Annotated in this window: 21 protein-coding genes; 15 read left to right on the plus strand and 6 right to left on the minus strand. The window is 62.2% G+C overall.

Annotated features, from left to right (window positions below; all coding sequences use genetic code 11):
• The first annotated feature begins 55 nt into the window (after nucleotides 1-55).
• The 4 genes from hflK to LHFGNBLO_RS19705 all read left to right on the plus strand — a co-directional run bounded on the left by hflK (nucleotide 56) and on the right by LHFGNBLO_RS19705 (nucleotide 3,958).
• Nucleotides 56-1,159 carry an FtsH protease activity modulator HflK gene (gene hflK / locus LHFGNBLO_RS19690; RefSeq protein WP_258600907.1) on the plus strand — a complete coding sequence of 368 codons (1,104 nt, stop codon included), beginning with the start codon at nucleotides 56-58 and terminating at the stop codon, nucleotides 1,157-1,159.
• The gene (gene hflC / locus LHFGNBLO_RS19695) at nucleotides 1,159-2,100 is read left to right on the plus strand and encodes a protease modulator HflC (protein ID WP_258600908.1); all 942 of its coding nucleotides are present in this window, start codon (nucleotides 1,159-1,161) and stop codon (nucleotides 2,098-2,100) included. The genes hflK and hflC overlap by 1 nt, the downstream gene beginning before the upstream one ends.
• Nucleotides 2,101-2,106: 6 nt before the next feature.
• Nucleotides 2,107-2,292: a DUF2065 domain-containing protein gene (locus LHFGNBLO_RS19700; protein ID WP_258600909.1), complete on the plus strand. Its 186-nt coding sequence runs from the start codon at nucleotides 2,107-2,109 to the stop codon at nucleotides 2,290-2,292.
• Between the two features lie 148 nt (nucleotides 2,293-2,440).
• Nucleotides 2,441-3,958, plus strand: a complete 1,518-nt coding sequence (locus LHFGNBLO_RS19705) for a DegQ family serine endoprotease (protein ID WP_258600910.1) — start codon at nucleotides 2,441-2,443, stop codon at nucleotides 3,956-3,958.
• A gap of 46 nt (nucleotides 3,959-4,004) precedes the next feature.
• Here the strand turns inward: LHFGNBLO_RS19705 and LHFGNBLO_RS19710 are convergent, their stop codons facing one another.
• Nucleotides 4,005-4,577, minus strand: a complete 573-nt coding sequence (locus LHFGNBLO_RS19710) for a GNAT family N-acetyltransferase (protein ID WP_258600911.1) — start codon at nucleotides 4,575-4,577, stop codon at nucleotides 4,005-4,007.
• A gap of 142 nt (nucleotides 4,578-4,719) precedes the next feature.
• Complete coding sequence (serB, locus tag LHFGNBLO_RS19715; RefSeq protein WP_413774723.1) at nucleotides 4,720-5,541, minus strand: phosphoserine phosphatase SerB; 822 nt, start codon at nucleotides 5,539-5,541, stop codon at nucleotides 4,720-4,722.
• Between the two features lie 70 nt (nucleotides 5,542-5,611).
• Here serB and miaA point away from each other — a divergent pair, with 70 nt between their 5' ends.
• Both miaA and LHFGNBLO_RS19725 read left to right on the plus strand, forming a co-directional pair.
• Entirely contained in the window at nucleotides 5,612-6,556 is a 945-nt protein-coding gene (miaA, locus tag LHFGNBLO_RS19720; RefSeq protein ID WP_258609824.1) for a tRNA (adenosine(37)-N6)-dimethylallyltransferase MiaA, read from the plus strand.
• Between the two features lie 129 nt (nucleotides 6,557-6,685).
• Nucleotides 6,686-7,477: a GGDEF domain-containing protein gene (locus LHFGNBLO_RS19725; RefSeq protein WP_258600914.1), complete on the plus strand. Its 792-nt coding sequence runs from the start codon at nucleotides 6,686-6,688 to the stop codon at nucleotides 7,475-7,477.
• Nucleotides 7,478-7,702: 225 nt separating this feature from the next.
• On the opposite strand, the gene LHFGNBLO_RS19730 is transcribed toward LHFGNBLO_RS19725, so the two are convergent.
• On the minus strand, nucleotides 7,703-9,532 hold the full coding sequence (locus tag LHFGNBLO_RS19730) for an ATP-binding protein (protein WP_258600916.1): 1,830 nt from the start codon (nucleotides 9,530-9,532) through the stop codon (nucleotides 7,703-7,705).
• 152 nt (nucleotides 9,533-9,684) lie between these two features.
• Here LHFGNBLO_RS19730 and LHFGNBLO_RS19735 point away from each other — a divergent pair, with 152 nt between their 5' ends.
• From LHFGNBLO_RS19735 to LHFGNBLO_RS19745, 3 genes are read left to right on the plus strand one after another with little or no spacing between them, the layout of a single operon-like run.
• Nucleotides 9,685-10,251 carry a helix-turn-helix domain-containing protein gene (locus LHFGNBLO_RS19735; protein ID WP_258600917.1) on the plus strand — a complete coding sequence of 189 codons (567 nt, stop codon included), beginning with the start codon at nucleotides 9,685-9,687 and terminating at the stop codon, nucleotides 10,249-10,251.
• Nucleotides 10,252-10,255: 4 nt separating this feature from the next.
• Entirely contained in the window at nucleotides 10,256-10,564 is a 309-nt protein-coding gene (locus LHFGNBLO_RS19740; protein WP_258600919.1) for a hypothetical protein, read from the plus strand.
• A 21-nt stretch (nucleotides 10,565-10,585) separates the two neighbouring features.
• Nucleotides 10,586-11,113, plus strand: coding sequence for a GNAT family N-acetyltransferase (locus LHFGNBLO_RS19745; RefSeq protein ID WP_258600920.1), 528 nt, complete (start codon nucleotides 10,586-10,588; stop codon nucleotides 11,111-11,113).
• A 13-nt stretch (nucleotides 11,114-11,126) separates the two neighbouring features.
• Here LHFGNBLO_RS19745 and LHFGNBLO_RS19750 read toward each other — a convergent pair whose 3' ends face one another.
• Both LHFGNBLO_RS19750 and LHFGNBLO_RS19755 read right to left on the minus strand, forming a co-directional pair.
• Nucleotides 11,127-12,929, minus strand: a complete 1,803-nt coding sequence (locus tag LHFGNBLO_RS19750) for an NAD(P)/FAD-dependent oxidoreductase (RefSeq protein ID WP_258600921.1) — start codon at nucleotides 12,927-12,929, stop codon at nucleotides 11,127-11,129.
• A gap of 173 nt (nucleotides 12,930-13,102) precedes the next feature.
• Complete coding sequence (locus LHFGNBLO_RS19755; protein WP_258600922.1) at nucleotides 13,103-14,002, minus strand: LysR family transcriptional regulator; 900 nt, start codon at nucleotides 14,000-14,002, stop codon at nucleotides 13,103-13,105.
• A gap of 97 nt (nucleotides 14,003-14,099) precedes the next feature.
• Here LHFGNBLO_RS19755 and LHFGNBLO_RS19760 point away from each other — a divergent pair, with 97 nt between their 5' ends.
• The 4 genes from LHFGNBLO_RS19760 (at nucleotide 14,100) to ilvN (ending at nucleotide 18,678) form a co-directional block, all read left to right on the plus strand.
• On the plus strand, nucleotides 14,100-15,251 hold the full coding sequence (locus LHFGNBLO_RS19760) for a gamma-butyrobetaine dioxygenase (protein ID WP_258600924.1): 1,152 nt from the start codon (nucleotides 14,100-14,102) through the stop codon (nucleotides 15,249-15,251).
• On the plus strand, nucleotides 15,248-15,832 hold the full coding sequence (locus tag LHFGNBLO_RS19765; protein ID WP_258600926.1) for an HD domain-containing protein: 585 nt from the start codon (nucleotides 15,248-15,250) through the stop codon (nucleotides 15,830-15,832). The genes LHFGNBLO_RS19760 and LHFGNBLO_RS19765 overlap by 4 nt, the downstream gene beginning before the upstream one ends.
• Before the next feature lie 407 nt (nucleotides 15,833-16,239).
• Nucleotides 16,240-18,021 carry an acetolactate synthase 3 large subunit gene (locus LHFGNBLO_RS19770; protein ID WP_258600928.1) on the plus strand — a complete coding sequence of 594 codons (1,782 nt, stop codon included), beginning with the start codon at nucleotides 16,240-16,242 and terminating at the stop codon, nucleotides 18,019-18,021.
• Nucleotides 18,022-18,105: 84 nt separating this feature from the next.
• Entirely contained in the window at nucleotides 18,106-18,678 is a 573-nt protein-coding gene (gene ilvN, locus LHFGNBLO_RS19775) for an acetolactate synthase small subunit (RefSeq protein WP_258600930.1), read from the plus strand.
• A 3-nt stretch (nucleotides 18,679-18,681) separates the two neighbouring features.
• Here the strand turns inward: ilvN and LHFGNBLO_RS19780 are convergent, their stop codons facing one another.
• Nucleotides 18,682-19,074 (minus strand): metalloregulator ArsR/SmtB family transcription factor, encoded by a 393-nt coding sequence (locus LHFGNBLO_RS19780; RefSeq protein WP_413774724.1) that lies wholly within the window; start codon nucleotides 19,072-19,074, stop codon nucleotides 18,682-18,684.
• Between the two features lie 187 nt (nucleotides 19,075-19,261).
• Between LHFGNBLO_RS19780 and LHFGNBLO_RS19785 the strand changes: the two genes are divergently transcribed.
• Nucleotides 19,262-20,218 carry an acyl-CoA desaturase gene (locus tag LHFGNBLO_RS19785; RefSeq protein WP_258600932.1) on the plus strand — a complete coding sequence of 319 codons (957 nt, stop codon included), beginning with the start codon at nucleotides 19,262-19,264 and terminating at the stop codon, nucleotides 20,216-20,218.
• Nucleotides 20,219-20,339: 121 nt separating this feature from the next.
• A complete protein-coding gene (locus LHFGNBLO_RS19790) occupies nucleotides 20,340-20,936 on the plus strand; it encodes a LysE family translocator (protein ID WP_258600933.1) in 597 nt (198 codons plus the stop codon).
• Nucleotides 20,937-21,086 lie beyond the last annotated feature (150 nt).

Genomic DNA, 21,086 nt, shown 5'->3' on the forward strand with positions numbered 1-21,086 from the left:
TTGGATTTTGCGCCGCTTGGCCGGCGCCGAGGGAATTCCAAGCGAAAGGACATTCATGCCCTGGAACGACAAGAGCGGCGGTGGCGGCGGCCCATGGGGTGGCGGCGGCAATCAAGGACCCTGGGGGCAGGGACCAAAGGGCCCCAGTGGCCCGCCAGGCTCGCCTCCCGATCTCGAAGACATCATCCGGCGCGGCCAGGACAGGCTCCGGCGCGCGCTGCCGGGCGGTGGCGGCGCCAGCCCCGCCGTCTTTGCACTGATCGCGGCCGCATTGGTCGTGCTGTGGGCGTTCAAGGCGGTCTACACCGTGCAGCCCGACGAGGTTGCGGTGGAATTGCGTTTCGGCAAACCAAAGGCCGAACTTTCGCAGCCTGGCCTGCATTTCCATTGGTGGCCGATCGAAACGGTCGAGACTGCCAACATCGCCGAGCAGCTCGTCGATATCGGTGGTGGCAACACCAGCGGCGAAGGTCTGATGCTTTCGGGCGACCAGAACATCGTCAATGTGCAGTTCTCGGTGGCCTACCAGGTTTCCGATCCGAGAGCCTATCTGTTCGACGTCTCCGATCCCGACGGCATGCTGCGGCAGGTCGCCGAAAGCGCCATGCGCGAAGCAGTCGGCCGGCGACCGGCCCAGGACATCTTCCGCGACGATCGCCAGGGTATTGCGGCGTCGGTGCGTGAAATCATCCAGACGACGCTGGACGGCTACAAGGCCGGCCTGAACGTCAACGCCATTTCGATCGAGGATGCCGCTCCGCCGCGTGAAGTGGCCGATGCGTTCGACGAAGTGCAGCGTGCCGAACAGGACGAGGACAAGTTCGTCGAGCAGGCCAACCAGTATTCCAACCAGAAACTCGGCCAGGCGCGCGGCGAGGCTGCACAGGTCCGCGAAGATGCGGCCGCCTACAAGAACCGTGTCGTGCAGGAGGCCGCAGGCGAGGCGCAGCGCTTCATCTCGGTCTATGACGAATACGCCAAGGCGCCTGATGTGACGCGCAAGCGCCTCTATCTGGAAACAATGGAGAAGGTCCTGAAAGACTCCAACAAAGTTATTGTCGAACAGGGCAACGGGCAAGGGGTCGTTCCCTATCTGCCGCTACCGGCACTGCAGCAGAAGGCGCCAGCGCCACCGCCGGTCCTGGGAGGAAACCAGTAATGGCCAACCGTCTCCCCATCATCGCTGTCGTCGCCGCAGTCCTCCTGTTCCTGCTCTATTCGTCGGTCTTCGTGGTCAATGCGCGCCAGCAGGCGCTCGTGCTGCGGTTCGGCGAGATCGTCGACGTCAAGAATGAACCCGGCATTTATTTCAAGGCGCCGTTCGCCTTCTTCGATGCCGACAGCGTGCAATTGATCGAAAACAGGGTGCTGCGCTTCGATCTCGACAACATCCGCGTCCAGGTTTCGGGCGGCAAGTTCTACGAGGTCGATGCTTTCATCGCCTATCGCATCTCGGATCCGCGCGTGTTCCGCTCCGCCGTGTCCGGTCAGATCGAACTGGCCGAGGCTCGGTTGAGGACGCGTCTCGATGCGGCGCTTCGCCGTGTCTACGGTCTGCGCGACTTCGAAGCGGCGCTCTCGGAAGAGCGTGCCGTGATGATGCGCGAAGTGCGCGATCAGCTCAGGCCCGACGCCACCTCGCTTGGCCTGCAGATCGAAGATGTGCGCATCCGCCGGACCGACCTGACGGCAGAAGTTTCGCAGCAGACCTTTGACCGCATGAAGGCCGAACGTCTGGCCGAAGCCGAGCGGCTGCGGGCGCGAGGCAACGAAGCGGCGCAGCGCATCAAGGCTCGCGCCGACCGCGAAGTGGTGGAAATCGTCGCCGAGGCGCGGAAGGAATCGGAAATCCTGCGCGGCGAGGGCGAAGCCCAGCGCAGCGCGACCTTCGCCGATGCCTACAAACGCGATCCGGCCTTCTTCGATTTCTACAGGTCGATGAATGCCTATGGCACGGCGCTGGACAATACCGGGACGACGATGGTGTTGTCGCCAAACTCGGAGTTCTTCCGCTTCTTCCGCGACCCCGATGGCAAGGAAGCACCGGCGGAGCCAACGGCGCCGCAGGCAGCCCCTGCTGCACCCAGCACCGGCCAGTAAAGGCCGGTGCAGGATTTCTTCGCCGCAATAGGCCTGGTCCTCGTCATCGAGGGCCTGGTGTATGGCGGGTTTCCGGCGCTTGCCAAGAAACTTGCCGGCGAAGTGCTGTCGATGCCGGAGAATGCGCTGCGGATTGCCGGGCTGGGTGCGATCGCCATCGGCGTCGGCATTGTCTGGCTGGTGCGCGGTTGACGGTGGCGGTTTGTAATCCTGCCGTAATGGAGGATTTATCCTCTGCCGGTAGCCATAGCCGCAAACGTGCCGTATTTTTTGCCAACATGGCGCGACGCGGCGTTTCGCCGAAGCGCTTTTCCTTACAGAAACACCGGGAGGCCTCTCGATGACATCCAACACTCTTCTGTGCGCAGTGAGGCGGACGTTCATCGCCGGCGCTGCGGCACTTTTCGTCGGCGCCGTTGCCGTCCCCTCCTTCGTGACGCCGACGGTGGCCGCGGACGGGCCGGCTTCGGTCGCCGACCTCGCCGAGGGCCTGCTCGGCGCGGTGGTCAACATCTCGACGTCGCAGACGGTGAAGGGTACGGAAGGTCCGGGCGCGGTGCCGATGCCGCAGCTTCCTGAGGGTTCGCCCTTCCAGGATTTCTTTGACGAGTTCTTCAAGAACCGTGGCGGCGACAAGGACAATGGCGCGCAGAAAGTGCAGTCGCTGGGCTCCGGCTTCGTGGTCGACGCCGAGCAAGGCATCGTGGTGACCAACAACCACGTTATCGCCGATGCCGACGACATCGAGGTGAATTTTTCCGACGGTGTGACGCTCAAGGCGACGCTGGTCGGCACCGACACCAAGACCGATGTTGCGGTGCTGAAGGTCGACCCGAAGGGGCACAAGCTGACGGCGGTTAAATTCGGCGATTCCAGCAAGATGCGTGTCGGCGACTGGGTGATGGCGATCGGCAATCCGTTCGGCCTCGGCGGCACGGTGACGGTCGGCATCGTTTCGGCCCGCAACCGCGACATCAATTCCGGTCCCTATGACGACTTCATCCAGACCGATGCCGCGATCAATCGCGGCAATTCCGGCGGACCGCTGTTCAACAGCTCAGGCGAGGTCATCGGCATCAACACGGCGATCATCTCGCCGTCAGGCGGCTCGATCGGCATCGGCTTCTCGATCCCCGCGCAGCTTGCCTCTGGTGTCGTCGACCAGCTTCGCCAGTTCGGCGAGACGCGGCGCGGCTGGCTTGGCGTGCGCATCCAGCCGGTGACCGAAGACATTGCCGAAAGCCTCGGCATGGCGACCGCCAAGGGCGCGTTGGTCGCCGGTGTCATCAAGGGCGGACCTGTCGACAACGGCACCATCCTGGCCGGCGACGTCATCATCAAGTTCGATGGCAAGGACATCCATGAGATGCGCGATCTGCCGCGCGTCGTTGCGGAAAGCACGGTCGGCAAGGCGGTGGACGTGGTCATCGTGCGCAAGGGCGTCGAGCAGACCGTGAAGGTGACGCTCGGCCGGCTCGAGGACGGCGAAAAGCTTGCCGGTGGCGAAGACGGCGGCAACACCGACCAGGACGATGGCGACAAGGCGCCTGCCGTTTCGACGGCTTCGGTGCTCGGCATGACGGTCGGCGAACTCAACGATGAGACGCGGACGAAATTCGGAATCGCAGCCGATGTCTCCGGCGTCGTCATCACCGACGTCACCAAGGATTCCGCCGCGGCCGAACGTGGCATCCAGGCCGGCGAGGTGATCACTGAGATCGCGCAGGAATCGGTCGCCACGCCCAAGGACGTCATGGACCGTATCGGTGCCTTGAAGGAGCAGGGGCGCAAGAACGCGCTCTTGATGCTGGCGTCGAAGACCGGCGAGTTGCGGTTTGTCACGATCCGGATGGATTGAATCCGGAAGAGCCTGTAGCGCTCTGATTCTGATATGAAAAAGGCGGCTATTCGGCCGCCTTTTTTCTTTCCTGCCAGTCCTCGCGCGAAAGCCTGTAGAAGACGTGACGCTTCAGGTCGGGGCGGCTGTCGGGAATGTCGGGATGGTCGAAGTCGCTGGTTGGATCGGCGGTCATGCCGAGGCGCTCCATGACGGCAGTGGAGCGGCGATTGGCCTCGACGGCGAAGGACACGATTTTCTCGAGGCCAAGCGTTTCGAAGCCGTAGGCAAGCCAGGCCTCGGCTGCCTCGGTGACATAGCCTTTTCCCCAGAATTCGGGCGCCAGCCGCCAGCCGATCTCGATGGTGCCGGCCGGCAGGAAGGGCATGTGGTCGGTATCCAAGAGGCCGACGAAGCCGATGCACTGGCGCGTTTCAATGATCTCGGCGGCGGCGAAACCGTAGCCATCCTGCGCGATCCAGGTGCGGAACTCGTCCATTTTGGCGTCCGCCGCAGCACGGTCGCGGCGAAATGGAAAGAATTCCATGACGCGCTCGTCGGAATTGATGCGATGGAAAAGCTCGCGGTCGCGGTCTTCCCAATTGCGCAGGATCAAACGTTCGGTGCGGATCGGCTTCATTCGAGACCTCTTGATAATTCTACTCCGACGGACATCTGACGCGGCGTTCTGCGCTTCCGGTGCTCACGGACCAAATGTCCGCTCCGCTCCGGTTCTCGACAGCCACGTCTCCCGTCTCGCCGGAGCGAATTCTTAAGAGGTCTCACAAGACGAATTCCTCGCGGCTGTAGCCCTGCAGGTAAAGCAGCGCGGTCAGGTCGCTGTGGTCGATGCGGACCTTGGCCTCCGCTGCGACAGTGGGCTTGGCATGCAGTGCGACGCCCATACCGGCCAGCCGAATCATGTCGAGGTCGTTGGCGCCGTCGCCGACGGCGATGGCGTCGGCGGGCGTGAGATCCAGGCGAGCGGAAATCTCGATCAGCGCATCGGCCTTGGCGGCACGGCCGAGGATCGGCTCGGCGACCAGCCCGGCGAAACGGCCGTTCTCCTCGATCAGGCGGTTGGCGCGGTTCTCCTGAAAGCCGAGCAAGGCGGCGATGCGGGCGGTGAAGACGTCGAAGCCACCGGACACCAGTGCCGTCCAGGCGCCGTTGGCGCGCATCGTCTGGACTAGGGCGCGACCGCCGGAAGCCAGGGTCAACCGGTTGGCGATGATGCGGTCGACCACGGCGGCGTCGAGACCTTTCAGCAGCGCTACCCGTTCGCGCAACGCCGGCTCGAAAGCGATCTCGCCATTCATCGATCGCGCCGTGATGGCGGCGACGTGATCCTTGACGCCGATCTCGTCGGCGAGTTCGTCGATGCACTCCTGGTCGATCATCGTCGAATCCATGTCGGCGATGAGGATCTTCTTTCGCCTTCCGTCAGACTGCTGAACGACAACATCGATGGGTTCGGAAGCCAGTGCCGCGCGCAGACCGGCGATCGTTTCAGCGGCTTTGGCCGCCTCGGGCAGGACGAGATCGCAGGCGATGCCTTCGGCCAGCCAGCGAACAGCGCTTGCGCCAACCGACCGTGACGCCATATTCGCTAGCGAGGCCGTCAGTGCGCGGCCGGCGGGATGGGACACAAGCGTGGCAATCAAGCGTGTGGAAATCGGGGGCATCGAAAATTCCGGCGAGCAGGCGGGCGAGGGCCGCGTGAAGAACGCGATCCTGATAGCCGGGCCGACCGCCAGCGGCAAGTCGGCGCTTGCGCTCGATCTCGCCGAGCGCAAGGGCGGCGTCATCGTCAACACCGATTCCATGCAGGGCTATTCGGTGCTCGACGTGCTGACGGCGCGGCCTAGTGCCGCCGAACTCGCCCGTGCGCCGCACTTTCTCTACGGCCACGTCCATCCGTCCACCGCGTATTCCACCGGCGCCTGGCTGCGCGACGTGATGAAGCTGCTCGACGACGGCACGCTTTCCGGTCGGCCAGTGATTTTCGTTGGTGGCACCGGGCTGTATTTCCGGGCACTTGCGGAAGGCATTTCGGAAATGCCTGACATTCCGCAATCGATCCGCGACCGCTGGCGCTACGAGCTCAAGGAGCAAGGGTCGGCCAAGCTGCACAGCATCCTGCTGCGCGAGGATTCCGCGGTTGCCATGTTGCTGAAGCCGACCGACAGTCAGCGCATCGTGCGGGCGCTTGAAGTGCTCGACGCGTCGGGCCGCTCCATCCTGGAATGGCAGGTGGCGCGCGGCCTGCCACTGATCGACCGCACCAGCGCACATTTCCTGGTGATCGAGCCGGACCGGGCGGCGCTGGTGGAACGGATCGAGGTGCGGTTCGATCGCATGCTCGACCGGGGTGCGCTGGATGAGGTCGAGCGGCTTGCCGCTCTTGGCCTCGATCCTGAATTGCCGGCCATGAAGGCGATCGGCGTTCGCGAACTGCAGGCCGCGATGGCCGGGGACATGAGTTTTCCCGAAGCCATCGAGCGCGCCAAGATCGCGACGCGGCAATATGCCAAGCGGCAAGCGACCTGGTTCAGGCACCAGTTGGGTCCGGAATGGCACCGATTGCTACCCGGTGACGATATCGAAACCGCCATCTGAGCCCGTATCTCCAGGACAATCTTAAAAGTTGATATTAAATGGAGATTTCCCGTCGGGGTTGTCCAAATTAACCCTCCGTAAGGCCCTGCATGCGATAACGTCTGTGGGCACTTTTCTAGCGGGGAGCAAATGCGTTTCCACAAGGCGGAATCCGCATTTTTCGTCTTTATCTTTGTGATCCTGGCCGCGGGGCTGGTGACGCTTCACGCCTATGGACTTCTGCAAGCCTTTGCCGACGAGGCCCATACGCCTTCGAAGGCCAACGAGATCGCCTATCTCACCAAGCTGTTGCTGGCGACTGGTGTGCTTCTGGCGACTGCGCTGTTCTTTGGCATTTTCTTCATCTACCCCATGATCCGCAGGCAAGCGGCGGAAGAGGGCAAGCTGCGGGCGATGACGGTTTCGCTCAGCGCTCGTTCGGAGACGCTGGAACACGCAGCACTGACCGACGGCCTGACCGGCATGCAGAACCGGCGCTATTTCGACGATGCGCTGAAGGAATATCTCGAGGAATTCCGACGCATCGAGAAGCCCGTGGGGCTGATGATCCTCGACCTCGACCACTTCAAGCAGGTCAACGACACGCATGGCCACGATGTGGGCGACGAGGTGTTGAGAGCCGTCGCCAGTTGTCTCAAGGGCATGACGCGCTATCACGATGTGGTGGCACGGCTCGGGGGCGAGGAGTTCGCGGTGGTCACGCCCAATATGGACGCCGAGCTCCTGGCCAAATTCGCCGAGCGTATCCGCAAGGCGGTTGCAAACATGTCGGTGCTGTCGGGCAATGTCCGCCTGAAGGTCACCACCAGTGTCGGCCTGGCCGTCTGGGATCGCAAGGAAACGGCGGAGGATTTTTATCGCCGTGCCGACCGCCAGCTTTACGAAGCCAAGAGACAAGGTCGAAACCGCATCTCCGCCTGAAATCCCGCCATCAAATTCGTGATGCTGGCCGTTTGATGCCGGCTTCTGCGCTTCCGGTGCTCACGGACCTAAAAGTCCGCTCCGCTCCGGTTCTCGAAGTCGACACCAACCGACTCAGCCTGACGAATTTTCTGATGGGATTTACCCAAGCGGGCCGACGAAGCAGAGCCATTTGATGTGACGCGGCTTTTCAATCGGTCGGTGGAATGACGTCAGGCCGCCGGCTCAATCGTTCTGCGGGCGCAGGCCGAAGGTTGCGGGCTTGAGGCCGTAGCGCATGTCGAAATCGTCGTCCGGCTGGATGCGCGGCACCGGCGGTTTGCGGTAGTCGGGATCGCCGGCCTGCCGGCCTGAATCCACGACTTCGGCGAAGGCCATCGCCTGCTGCGCCTTCGGCACGTTGCGCAACCGTTCGACGATCGCGGCGAGATCGACATCGTCGCCGGTTTCGGATGCCAAGGCTTGATCGCGGTTGCCAGCGCCGGGGATCAGTTCGGCGGACAGTTTTTCGAATTTCAGCCGCATGGTCGTTGCCACGCCTTCGCCGAAGGCGATGGCTTCGCGCTGGCCCATGGAAGACAGGAAGGCCAGCGTCGAGGCCGAGGAATCGGCGATCGCCGAGCGAATGATCGCCTGGTCCTGCTCGTTGGCGAGGCGCATGGCAAAGAAGGTCGAACACTGCGACAGGATGGTCGGGTCGAGTTCACCCGGACGCTGGGTAACGACGCCGAGATAGCAGCCGTATTTGCGGCCTTCCTTGGCGATCCGCGACAGCGCATGCCTGGTCGGCGCGAAGCCGAGGCGCGCATCGGCAGGCATATAGCGGTGCGCCTCCTCGCACAGCAGCAGCAGCTTTAGCCGCCCGTCGCTCCACAGAGCGAGATCGAAGGCAAGGCGCGCAAGCACCGAACAGACCGAATTGACCACTTCGGACGGCATGCCGGCCATCTCGAAGCAGGTTACCGGGCGGCCGTGATGCGGCACGCGGAAAATATTGCCGATCGTCTCGTGGATCGTGTCCTCGATCAGGCGCGAGTTGAACATGAAGCGGTAGCGCGGATCGGAAGCCGCCGATTCGATGCGCGTCTTCAGCGATTTGAGGATAGGGCGGTCATTCTTGCTTTCCAGCAGCCCCATGCGCTCGTCGATCTGCTTGATGAGATCGACCATGCGGTAGGGCACCGGCGTGTCCGCGGTCAGCGCGTCGCTGCCGCGCCTAAGGTAGGTGCCCGAATTCGGATTGCGATACAGATTCTTGGCGGCCGGGATAAGATCGCGCAAGGCATCGACTTCCTCCGGCACGGTCTCGCGGCCGCGGAACAGCACTTCGGCGAATTCCTCGAGCCTGAACATCCAGAAGGGCAGGTCCAGCGTCGTCGAATCGACCCGGACGCAATATTCGGGCAGCGACGCGGCAAACTCGTTGTGCGGATCGAGAATGAGGACGCGCAAATCCGGTCGGGCGGCGATCGACTTGCGCAGAAGCAGCGAGACGGCGGTGGATTTGCCGACGCCGGTGGTGCCGACAACGGCGAAATGGCGCGCCAGCGTGTCGTCGATGGCGATGTTGGCGTCGATCGCATCATCCTGCGAGAGGGTGCCGATGGTGATCGAATGACGCCCGGCGAGATCGTAGACCGCCTGGAGGTCGCGGCTGCGGATGCGGTGGGCGATGGCGCCGATATGCGGATAGGTGGTGATGCCGCGGTCGAAAACCGGTTTGGCGCCGGGCTCGGCGCCGTCGCGGACCTCGCCGATGAGCTCGACGCTGACCTCGATCGGGTTCTGGCCCTCATTGCTCCAGGCGCGATCCGACTTGCCGATCTCATAGACCAGGCCGACGGTTCGCGAGGTGCCGAGATTGATGGAGATCATCTTGCCGACCGTCCACAGGCCGGTGATCGCGCCTTCGATATCGTCGGCGTAGGCGCTGATGGTGGCGCGCGCGCCGTCGCATTGAACGACATTGCCCAGGATGCGCTTGTCGTTCTGCTCCGCGTGGCGGCGCTCCTGCGATGTCGGTTCTCCGACGGAGGCTTCGCGTTCGACAAACATGGATAGCCGATCCCCATTCCCTGAAGCATCGACCCTACACAGACGGGGTTAAGGTGGCGTGAGGTCGGATGGTGTAGGGGGCATTAAGCTAACCGCGAAAATTGACTCGACCAGCCTCTTTCCCATAGCCGATTTTCCAGTATATTAAATTTATGATCGATATAGCGAACGATATTTCCTCCACCATCGGCAGGAGAATACGCTCCGAAAGGGCTTTGCGGGACTGGTCCCTGGCGGAGCTAGCGGACCGGTCCGATGTGTCGAAGGCCATGCTGAGCACCATAGAGCGCGGCAAGACGAGCCCGACCGCGGCCCTCCTCGTGCGTATTGCGGCGGCCTTCGGCATGACGCTTTCCACCCTGATCGCGCGGGCGGAACTGCAAGGCGGTGGCCTGCTTCGCGAAGGCGACCAGCCGATCTGGCGCGATCCCGGCACGGGCTATGTCCGGCGGCATCTTTCGCCGGTCTGCGACATGCCGCTCGAACTGGTCAGGGTGCAGTTGCCGGCGGGAGCCAAAGTGAGTTTTCCGGCAGCATCCTACGCCTTCATCAAACAGCAGATGTGGCTGATCTCCGGGCGGCTTGAATTCACCGAGGGCGATGTCGTGCACAGTCTGGGGCCCGGCGACTGCCTGGCGCTCGGTGCCCCGTCGGATTGCACCTTCCATGCTGTCGGACCGGGCGCCGCCGACTATCTGGTCGCGCTGGTCAGGGGCTGAAAGCATGGCACGCCGTCCCAAGCGCTCCGACAATGGGGGGCCGCCGATCGACGACTACAAGGGGCCACCATGGGGCAAGGGCGATCCCTATATTTTTCTTGCCTGGCAGGCCGCGCACGCCAAGGCGTGGAAGGCGCCGAGCCGCGACGTGATGCTGATACGGATGGAAAGGGCCGAGCGGCTAGGCCTGACCTATGAGGAGTACACACTCGAAATCCTGGAGCGCGGGCTGCATCTGCAGCCTAAGGACACCGATCGCATTGCCGCGATCAAGGCAACACGAAAGCGACGCCGCGTCCGTCGTCTGGACTGACCCGCAAGGGACATACCACCCATGAGTTCCATCGAAATCAAAGGTCTGACTCGTGATGCCGGGACGCATGCGATGCTGGTCGACATGCTGATCGAGACGGTCGCGGCCGGCGGATCGGTCAGCTTCATGCATCCGTTGTCCCGGCAAGCGGCGGGGGCCTTCTGGAACAACTCGCTGATGGCGGCAGCAAGAGGCGAAAGAGCGGTGCTGGGCGCATGGGATGGCGCGGTCCTGGTCGGCACAGTCACCTTGCTGCTCGACTTCCCTCCCAACCAGCCGCACCGGGCCGAGATCGCCAAGCTGATGACCCGCGTCGATCATCGCGGCAGGGGCGTCGCCACGCGTCTGATGCGGGCCGCCGAAGACCTCGCCGTCGAGAAAGGTCGCACGCTGCTGGTTCTCGACACCGCGACCGAGGACGGGGCATCCGGCCTTTACGAAAGATTGGGATTCAACCTGGCCGGCGAAATACCGGACTTTGCGTTGAAGCCGCATGGCGGGCTGACCGGCACGCTTCTCTACTGGAAGCGCATCGGCCAGCTTCGGTGACGATCCGCTTTTGCTAACTCTTGTGATGGACCTGCTGCAGCCCGTAGACCGGTGTCGCAATGCCTTGGTGCCGCGCCTTCAACTGCAGCGACAGGAACTGCGAATAATGGCGTGACTGATGCAGATTGCCGCCGTGGAACCACAGCGCCTCCTGCTGCGTCGGCTTCCACATGTTGCGCAGTTCGCCTTCCCACGGCCCGGGATCCTTGGTGGTGTTGGAGCCGAGGCCCCAGCATTTTCCGACCTTGTCGGCGACGTCCCTGGAGATCAGGTCGGCCGCCCAGCCATTCATCGAGCCGTAGCCGGTGGCGTAGACGATGAGATCCGCCGGCAGTTCCGACCCGTCGCTGAGCAGGACCGAATGTTGCTTGATCTCCTTCACCTCGGCGCCGCTCTTCAGCTTGATCGAGCCATCGATGATCAGGTCGGATGCGCCGACATCGATGTAGTAGCCAGAACCGCGCCTGAGATATTTCATGAACAGGCCGGACTCGTCGTCGCCCCAGTCGAGCATAAAGCCGGCCTTCTCCAGACCCTTGTAGAACTCGGCATCGCGCTTCTTCATCTCGGCGTAGGCCGGGATCTGGAATTCGTGCAGGATCTTGTAGGGCAGCGAAGCGAAGATCAGGTCGGCCTTGGCAGTGGTCATGCCGCTCTGGACCGCCTTTTCCGAATAGAGCGAACTCAGACCGATTTCCATCAGCGTGTCGGATCTCGAAATATGGGTGGTCGAGCGCTGCACCATGGTGACATCGGCGCCGGCCTCCCAAAGGGCTGCTGCTATGTCGTGGGCGGAATTGTTCGAGCCGATGACGACGGCCTTTTTCCCGACATAGGCGTCGGGGCCGGGATGTTTCGAGGAATGGTGTTGGTCGCCCTTGAAGGTTTCCATGCCTTTGAATTTCGGCATGTTGGCCTTGCCGGATTGTCCGGTGGCCAGCACCAACTGCTTGGGCTTCAGGACGATGTCCTTGCCGTCACGGCGCACGACGACCGTCCATTCCTTCTTCTTGTCATCATAGGTGGCGCTGGTGGCCTCGGTCGAGGACCAGTAGTTCAGCTCCATGACCTTGGTGTACATTTCCAGCCAGTCGCCGATCTTGTCCTTGGGCGAAAAGACCGGCCAGTTCCGAGGGAAGTCGATATAGGGCAGATGGTCGTACCAGACCGGGTCATGCAGGCAGAGCGACTTGTAGCGCTTGCGCCAGCTGTCGCCGGCGCGCTCGTTCTTTTCGATGATGATGGTCGGCACGCCGAGCTGCCGCAGCCGGGCGCCGAGCGCGATGCCGCCCTGTCCGCCGCCAATGATGACTGTGTAGGGCTGGCGCGTGAAACCGAGTTCGGCGGCTTCCTTCTCGCGCTCCTCCTTCCAGGTGGGCCGGTTCTTGCCATGGCCGTGCTTGGCGCCGAGCGGGCGGTCGAAGCCGGCCGGCTCCTCATGGCCTTTCAGCTCGACCATAGTGGTCAGCAGCGTCCAGATCTTGCCGTCCTTCAACCTGATGTGGCCGAAGCCGCGTGCTACCTCTGTTTCGAAGCTGATCCAGCCTTCGAGCAGGCCATCGGTTTCAGTGGCATCCTCACCCTTGGCGATCCCCCAGTTCGAAGGTTTCGTCTTCGCCAGTTGGCTCATCAACATGGCGCGCACCTGGTCGCGGCCTTCCATGGTCTTGATGTTCCAGGTGAAGGTCACCAGGTCGCGCCAGTAGCAATCCTCCTGAAAACACGCGACCGCCTTGTCGATGTCGCCGGCGGCAAGGGCTGCGCCGAAGTGGTCGAGCAGGTCGGAAAGCTTCTTGTTCGGGGCCTTGTCGAGCATCAAATTTCCTCCGCAATTTTTTGTGGCCGCTTGGGACGAGCGGGACCTGCCGCAACCTGACGTCCGGCGTTGGGCAGTATCGCGGCAAAACATGCGCCGCGTCACGTCGTCAAATAGTTTGGCGCGTTTTCAGGGGCTTATCGGGAAAATCGAGGAGACTGGCCCTGCCGGGGTCAGTGCGGCGGGCGATCATTCATACGACGGCCGAACACGGTCGCGAACCAGTGGCGGACATCGTCTTCCGCGCGACTGAGATGGGCGCCCGAAGGTGCTGTCAGATAATGGCCGGCGCCGCTCGACAGGGCAAAATCGGACAACGTCACGAGGGATCCATCGTTCAGCGCCGCATCGGCGAGCGGGCGTGAGCCAAGCACCATGCCGGCGCCGTGCTTTGCCGCCTCCAGCGCGGTGACGAAACTGTCGAATTTATGCGTCGGTCCGATCGCCGGTGTCATCCGTGCGGCGGCGAACCATTCGCCCCACATTTCACGCGCGCCGACGACGGTCAGCATTGGGAGCTGCGTCCAATCCGGGGCTTTGGCGAGGCTGGGCGCCGCCATCGGGATCAACGTTTCCCTGGTGAGGCGATCGGCCTGGCGGCCGGCGAAGGAGCCGTTGCCGAAGCGGATGTCGAGCACGCCGGAGCGCTCGCCATAGTCGGCCGGCGTGTGGATGGTCTCGATCTGCAATTGGACAAAGGGCAGGCTCTTCGCCATTTCAGGAAGGATCGGCGCGATCATCAGCACGGCAAACGAAATCGGTGAGCGTATCGTCACGCTCTGGATCGTCCTCGGTTCGAACAATTCCCGCGTGCTGTTGCCGATCACGGCGAAGGCCGATTGCAGGTGCGGCAGATAGGCGGCACCTTCCGGCGTCAGTTCGACGCCGCGCGCCAGGCGGATGAACAGCGGCTGCCTGAGCCGGTCTTCCAATGAACGGACGTGCTGGCTGATGGCCGCCTGTGTCAGGCCGAGCTCGGCGGCAGCGGCGGTGAAATTCAACAGCCGTGCGGCAGCCTCGAAACTGCGCAGCCAGTCCAGCGGCGGCAACTTTGAGGTTCGCGAAGCAGTCATAAGATTTTTATGACCCATGGTCAAAAATTGATAATTTGAATTATGCATGCCCAGGGATCACCGTGCAATAGTGCAAGCCAGGCAGGGGATTCCGATCATGCTGACCAATGCTGATATCGCCGAGGACGGGCGAACGGTGGAGCTGACCTGGAGCGGCGGCAAGCGTTCCCGCTTTCATGCGATCTGGCTGCGCGACAACGCGCTCGACGACAAGACGCGAAGCTCTGGCAACGGCCAGCGACTGATCACCATTCTCGATATCCCGGCCGATACGCGGATCGGGCAAGCTACGATCGAACGCGGCGATCTGCGACTGCGCTTCCTACCGGAAGGCAAGGATGTGACATTCCCATCCGCATGGCTGCGGGCCAACGCCTACGATCGTGAGATGCCAGTCACGGCGGGCTGGACCGGCGACGCCATCCGGCGCTGGACCAAGCCGACGATGCAGCACACCGTGCCGCTTGTCGACTACCCAGCAGCGGCGCGTGATCCCGCGGTGCTGGCAGTCTGGCTGGCCGCGGTGAGGACCTACGGGTTCGCCGTCATGGACGGGCTGCCGACGGAATCCGGGGCGCTGTGCAACGTGGTCGATCTGTTCGGCTATATCAGGGAGACCAACTACGGGCGCTGGTTCGAGGTACGTGCCGAGGTCAACCCAAGCAATCTCGCCTACACCAATCTCGGCCTGCAGGCGCACACCGACAATCCCTATCGCGATCCGGTGCCGACACTGCAGGTTCTGGCCTGTATCGAAAACACCGTCGACGGCGGCGAATCGAGCGTGGTCGACGGTTTTGCGGTTGCCGCTGCGTTGCAGGCGGAAAACCCGGAAGGTTTCCGCCTGCTGAGTTCATGTCCGGCCCGCTTCGAATATGCCGGCTCGTCGGGCGTTCGGCTTCGGTCGAAGCGTCCGATGATCGAGCTTGGCCCGGACGGCGAACTGATCGCCATCCGTTTCAACAACCGTTCACTTGCCGCCACCACCGATGTGCCGTTCACCGATATGGCCGGCTACTACGCCGCCTATCGCCGCTTCGCCGAGATGATCGAGGATCCCGCTTTCGAGGTTACCTTCAAGCTCGAACCGGGGCAGGCGTTCATCGTCGACAACACGCGCGTGATGCATGCGCGCAAGGCGTTTTCGGGAACCGGCAAGCGCTGGCTGCAGGGATGCTACGCCGACAAGGACGGGCTGTTGTCGACGCTGGCCGCGATCGAACACGGTTTCAAGGAAGCTGCCGAATGAGCAAGCAACGGCCGACCGCCGATACCATCGTCGAATTCATCGCCGACATTTTCGAGCGGCGAGGGGCCGAATCCTACCTCGGAGAGCCGGTAACGATGTCCGAGCACATGTTGCAAGGCGCCTGGCTTGCCGAACAGGACGGCGCGCCGGACGCATTGGTCGCGGCCGCGCTCCTGCACGACATCGGCCACTACACCAGCGAGTTCGGCACCTATTCTCCCGACGATGTCGAGGACAAGCACCATGACGAAGCCGGCGGCGAAGTGCTGGCGCCGTTTTTTCCGCCTGTCATCGTCGAATGCGTCAGGCTGCATGTGTCGGCCAAGCGATATCTCTGCGCCACCGACCCGACCTATTTCTCCAGGCTTTCGCAGGCTTCGGTCCATACGCTGTCGCTCCAAGGCGGCCCGATGAATGCCGAGGAAGTCGCCGAGTTTCGCAAGAACCCGTTCCACGAGGAAGCGGTACGGGTTCGCATCTGGGATGAGGGCGGCAAGGTCGCCAACATGAAGACGCGGGCGTTCCGCGATTATATGCCGCTGCTTGAGCGGGTCGTCCGCGACTTTCGCGATCGCGCCTGACGGTGGCAGGAGGCAGTACATGTGTTTCTGCTTCGACGGGCAAGGCGTGGTGACGCCGTACAGGCCGGATGGCTGCCGGGACCGCCTGCCAGCCGCAAGCCGTCCCACTACGCTACCAGCCGCTCCTCGCGGCAAGTTGATCGAGCCTGCCACCATCTGCATGCCTGGGACAGGTCGAAGCCGTGCACATTGGCCGTTGACAGCGGCGCAAAACCAATCCTATTGTCCGCCACCATGAAAACGGCACTCATTCTCGTAGTAGGAAGGCGCGTGGGCAAGGCGGTGTAACCGCCGGGCGGAAACCTCCCATGCGCAAGACACAGGCTCCCTCGGGGGCCTTTTTTATTGCCTGAAACACGACTAAACGACCAGCAACGCCCAAATGGCGACAGTACGGGACCAGACCGATGAGCAACGGACAGAACGAACGGCGTGAGATGACCGGCGCCGAAATGGTGGTGCAGGCGCTGAAGGACAATGGCGTCAAGCATATTTTCGGCTATCCGGGTGGCGCTGTCCTTCCGATCTACGACGAGATTTTTCAACAGGACGAGGTCGAGCACATCCTGGTCCGCCACGAGCAGGGCGCCGGCCATGCGGCCGAAGGCTATGCGCGCTCGACCGGCAAGGCCGGCGTCATGCTGGTGACCTCGGGGCCGGGCGCCACCAATGCGGTGACGCCGCTGCAGGATGCGCTGATGGATTCCATCCCGCTGGTCTGCCTGACTGGGCAGGTGCCGACCTCGCTGATCGGCTCCGACGCATTCCAGGAGTGCGACACGGTTGGCATCACGCGGCCCTGCACCAAGCACAACTGGCTGGTGAAGGACGTCAACGAGCTCGCCGCCACCATCCATGAGGCCTTCCATGTCGCGACAACCGGGCGTCCCGGTCCTGTCGTGGTCGACATTCCGAAGGACGTGCAATTCGCCAGAGGTATCTATGTGCCGCCGCAGACGGCGCCGCGCACCAGCTACCAGCCGAAGGTCCAGGGCGACCTCGAAAAGATCAAGGCGGCGGTCGAGCTGATGGCCGGCGCCAAAAAGCCGATCCTCTACACCGGCGGAGGCGTCATCAACTCCGGACCGGAGGCAAGCCATCTGCTGCGCGAATTGGTCGACCTGACCGGCTTTCCCATCACCTCGACGCTGATGGGCCTCGGCGCTTATCCGGCGTCTGGCAAGAACTGGATGGGCATGCTCGGCATGCACGGCACCTATGAAGCAAACATGGCAATGCATGATTGCGACGTCATGATCTGCATCGGCGCACGCTTCGACGACCGCATCACCGGGCGGCTGACCGCGTTCTCGCCGAACTCGAAGAAGATCCACATCGATATCGATCCGTCGTCGATCAACAAGAACGTCCATACCGACGTGCCGATCATCGGCGATGTCGGCCGGGTGCTGGAGGATATGGTGCGGCTGTGGCGGGCGACCGCCAAGGCCGACAAGAAGGCCCTCTATCCGTGGTGGGAGCAGATCGCCAAGTGGCGCGCGCGGGATTCGCTCGCCTACAAGATGAACAACGACGTGATCATGCCGCAATACGCCGTGCAGCGCTTGTACGAGCTGACCAAGAATATGGACACCTATATCACCACCGAGGTTGGCCAGCACCAGATGTGGGCGGCGCAGCACTATCATTTCGAGAAGCCGAACCGCTGGATGACATCAGGCGGGCTGGGCACGATGGGCTACGGCCTGCCGGCAGCACTTGGCGTGCAGATCGCGCATCCCGACGCGCTGGTCATCGACATTGCCGGCGACGCCTCGGTGCAGATGACGATCCAGGAGATGAGCGCGGCGGTGCAGCACAACGCGCCGATCAAGATCTTCATCCTCAACAACCAGTATATGGGCATGGTGCGGCAGTGGCAGCAGCTGCTGCACGGCAACCGGCTATCGCATTCCTACACCGAGGCGATGCCCGATTTCGTCAAGCTGGCCGAGGCCTATGGCGGCCACGGCATTCGCTGCGAGAAGCCCGACGAGCTGGACGACGCCATAAAGGAGATGATTGCGGTGAAGCAGCCGGTCATCTTCGACTGCCGTGTGGCGACGCTGGCCAACTGTTTCCCGATGATCCCGTCGGGCAAGGCGCATAACGAGATGTTGTTGCCGGACGAGGCCACCGACGAGGCCGTTGCCAACGCCATCGACGCCAAGGGCAGGGAACTGGTCTAGCCAAAAAGCCGAGGCAGGGCTTGTCGGAAGAAGCCGTGCGTAAACAGAGAATTAGATCAAGAGCTTGAAATCGAGATTCATGTCATGAACGCACAGCTACAGCCGACCGGCTCCGCCTATTTCATCGCCAAGGAAACGGAAAAGCCGGAGAACCACACGCTTTCCGTGCTGGTCGACAATGAGCCGGGCGTGCTTGCCCGGGTCATCGGCCTGTTTTCCGGGCGCGGCTACAACATCGAGAGCCTGACCGTCTCCGAAACCGAGCATGAGAAGCACCTGTCGCGCATCACCATCGTGACGCGCGGCACGCCTCATGTGCTGGAGCAGATCAAGCACCAGCTCGAGCGCATCGTGCCGGTGCACCGCGTCGTCGATCTCACCGTGCGCTCCCACGAGCTCGGTCAGGAGCGGCCGCTGGAGCGCGAACTGGCGCTGGTCAAGGTCGCCGGCACCGGCGAGACCCGCGTCGAGGCGCTCAGGCTTGCCGACGCCTTCCGCGCCAGCGTCATCGACGCCAACACCGAGCACTTCATTTTCGAGATCACCGGCAAGGGCTCCAAGATCGACCAGTTCATCGCCATCATGAAGCCGCTCGGTCTGGTCGAGATCTGCCGCACCGGCGTGGCGGCGTTGAACCGCGGCCCGCAGGGGATGTAGCTCTCAGTCCGACGATCTTGCCGGTTTGGCATTGACCTTGCCGACGGCCAGCGCCTTGCTCTCCTTCTTGATCGGGCGCGATACCGGGCAGACATCCTGAACGAACCCGTTCAGCGTGTTCACAAGATTGTTTTCGACCAGCGAGTAATGGATGAATTGTCCCTGCCGCTCCCTGGCGATAAGGCCGGCCGTCTCCAGAATGCTGAGATGTTGCGAGATCGACGGCTTCGACATGTCGAAGCGCGCTGCGATCTCGCCGGCGGTCAGAGAAGAGTGCGCGAGATAGGCGAGGATCTTGCGCCGGGGCGCTGATGACAGCGCCTCAAACACGCGCTGTATCGCGCCGTTTGCGCCAACAGCCGTTTCCGCATCCGATATATGCTCCGCGTCTTCGATCACACTTGCTACCTCGTGATGTGAAGGCGCGAGCGATGCGCCTCGGTCTGCTTTCTGCCGTCAATATTTAGACTATTGCCTAAATACCTAATTTGAAATAATAGATGATTAGCTTATTGCCTAAATAATGGCCAATGCGCCAGAAGGCAAGGCTGTGGTTCGGAAATGTTTCAGCAGGAGGGTACCGATGAAAACCATATCCACAAGAAGAATGATATCCCAACAAGACAGCGACGCCGAAGACGGCGATGTCGTCTGGGTGCCGGCAAAGTCGATCTGGGTCGGTGCTATGACGATCGCCGCCATTGTGTTCGGACCGATGACATTTAGTTGGAGCGCCTTCGCCTTGTTCGTGGTGACAACGGCGGTGACGATCTGCGCGGGACACTCGGTCGGCATGCATCGCCTGCTTATCCACCGGTCGTTCAAGGTTCATATCTGGATCGAGCATGCACTGGTCTATCTTGGCGTGCTCGTCGGCATGGCTGGTCCATTCGGGATGATCTATGCCCACGATATTCGTGACTGGGCTCAGCGCCAGACGGCATGTCACGATCTCCATGCTCATCGCCGGCCATTTTTCACCGACGCCTTCTGGCAGATGCATTGCGCGGTCGCGCTACGCAATCCGCCCGCCTTCGTCATCGAGCCGTCGATCAGGAATGACCGGTTCTACAAGTTCGTCGAGCGCACATGGATGCTGCAGCAACTGCCCTGGGCGATCCTGTTCCTCGTGCTTGGCGGCTGGAGCTGGGTGGTCTGGGGCATCGCGGTGCGCATCTCCGTGTCTCTCACCGGGCATTGGCTGATCGGGCATTTCGCGCACCGGAGTGGCCAACAAGGATGGTGCGTCGATGACGTCGCCGTTCAAGGCTACAATCTGCCGCGTTTCGGACTGGTGACTTTTGGCGAGAGTTTTCATGGCAATCATCACGCCTTTCCCGAGTCAGCCAAGCTAGGGCTGGAACGGGGACAGATCGATCTCGGCTGGATGCTCATTCGCGCTCTTGCCGTCTTGCGTCTTGCGCATAGTGTAAAACTTCCGGAGAACACCCCGAAACGCAAAGGATTGCGGCGCCTGCGCGGCCACCACGAAACGGTGTCCGCTGCTGGCCTGTTGTCGGCACAGCCTCACGGCAGATAGAAGTTTCAGCTATGGCCAGGCTGAAGACATCAAGAGGCGCCGGGCGCGTTGGACCAACGGATTGCAGTTGCACTCAGCGCGTCGTCAATTTAAGTCAGCATTGCTGCCCTTTGTGATCCTCATGACCCTCGACACATTCTTCGCCATGCTAGTCTATGCCTTCGTAACCTCGATCACGCCGGGGCCGAACAACTTCATGCTATTGGCTTCGGGCGTGAATTTCGGCTTTGTGAAAACCGTTCCGCACATGCTCGGCATCAGCATCGGTTTTCTCGTGCTGTTGCTTGCTGTCGGCTTTGGCCTCGGCGCGGTGCTGACGGCGGTTCCGGCCTTGCACACCGGATTGAAGATCGCCGGCGGCGCCTACCTGCTTTATCTCGCCTGGAAGATCGCCATGTCGCGCTCGCTCTCCAGCAAGGGCGAGGCGGAGGCGCGGCCGATGCGCTTTATCGAAGCGGCCGCATTCCAGTGGGTCAATGCGAAAGCCTGGGTGATGGCGATCACCGCCATGGCCGTCTACGCCAATCCGGAGCAGCCGTTTCTGTCGGTGCTGCTGATCGGGGTCGCCTTCACCGCCGTCAACCTGCCGAGCGTTTCGGTGTGGGCGGGTTTCGGCACGGCGTTGCGCGGCTTCCTGTCGGACCCGGTGCGGCTGAAATGGTTCAACATCGCCATGGGTGTGCTGCTGGCGGCGACGCTATGGCCGATGCTGCGCTAGCTGCCGCCTTATTGTGCAGTGCACATTAAATCTTCGTAATGCCGCGTTTTGGCCCTTTTCCGCCAAAGCCATGTCCTATCTATTCGGCGAAAATCGCGGCAAGGGGCCGTGAATTAAGCTGGAATAAGACCACCGGGTTCGGCGTGTCGG

The organism is Mesorhizobium sp. AR10 (assembly GCF_024746795.1).
GTDB lineage: Bacteria > Pseudomonadota > Alphaproteobacteria > Rhizobiales > Rhizobiaceae > Mesorhizobium.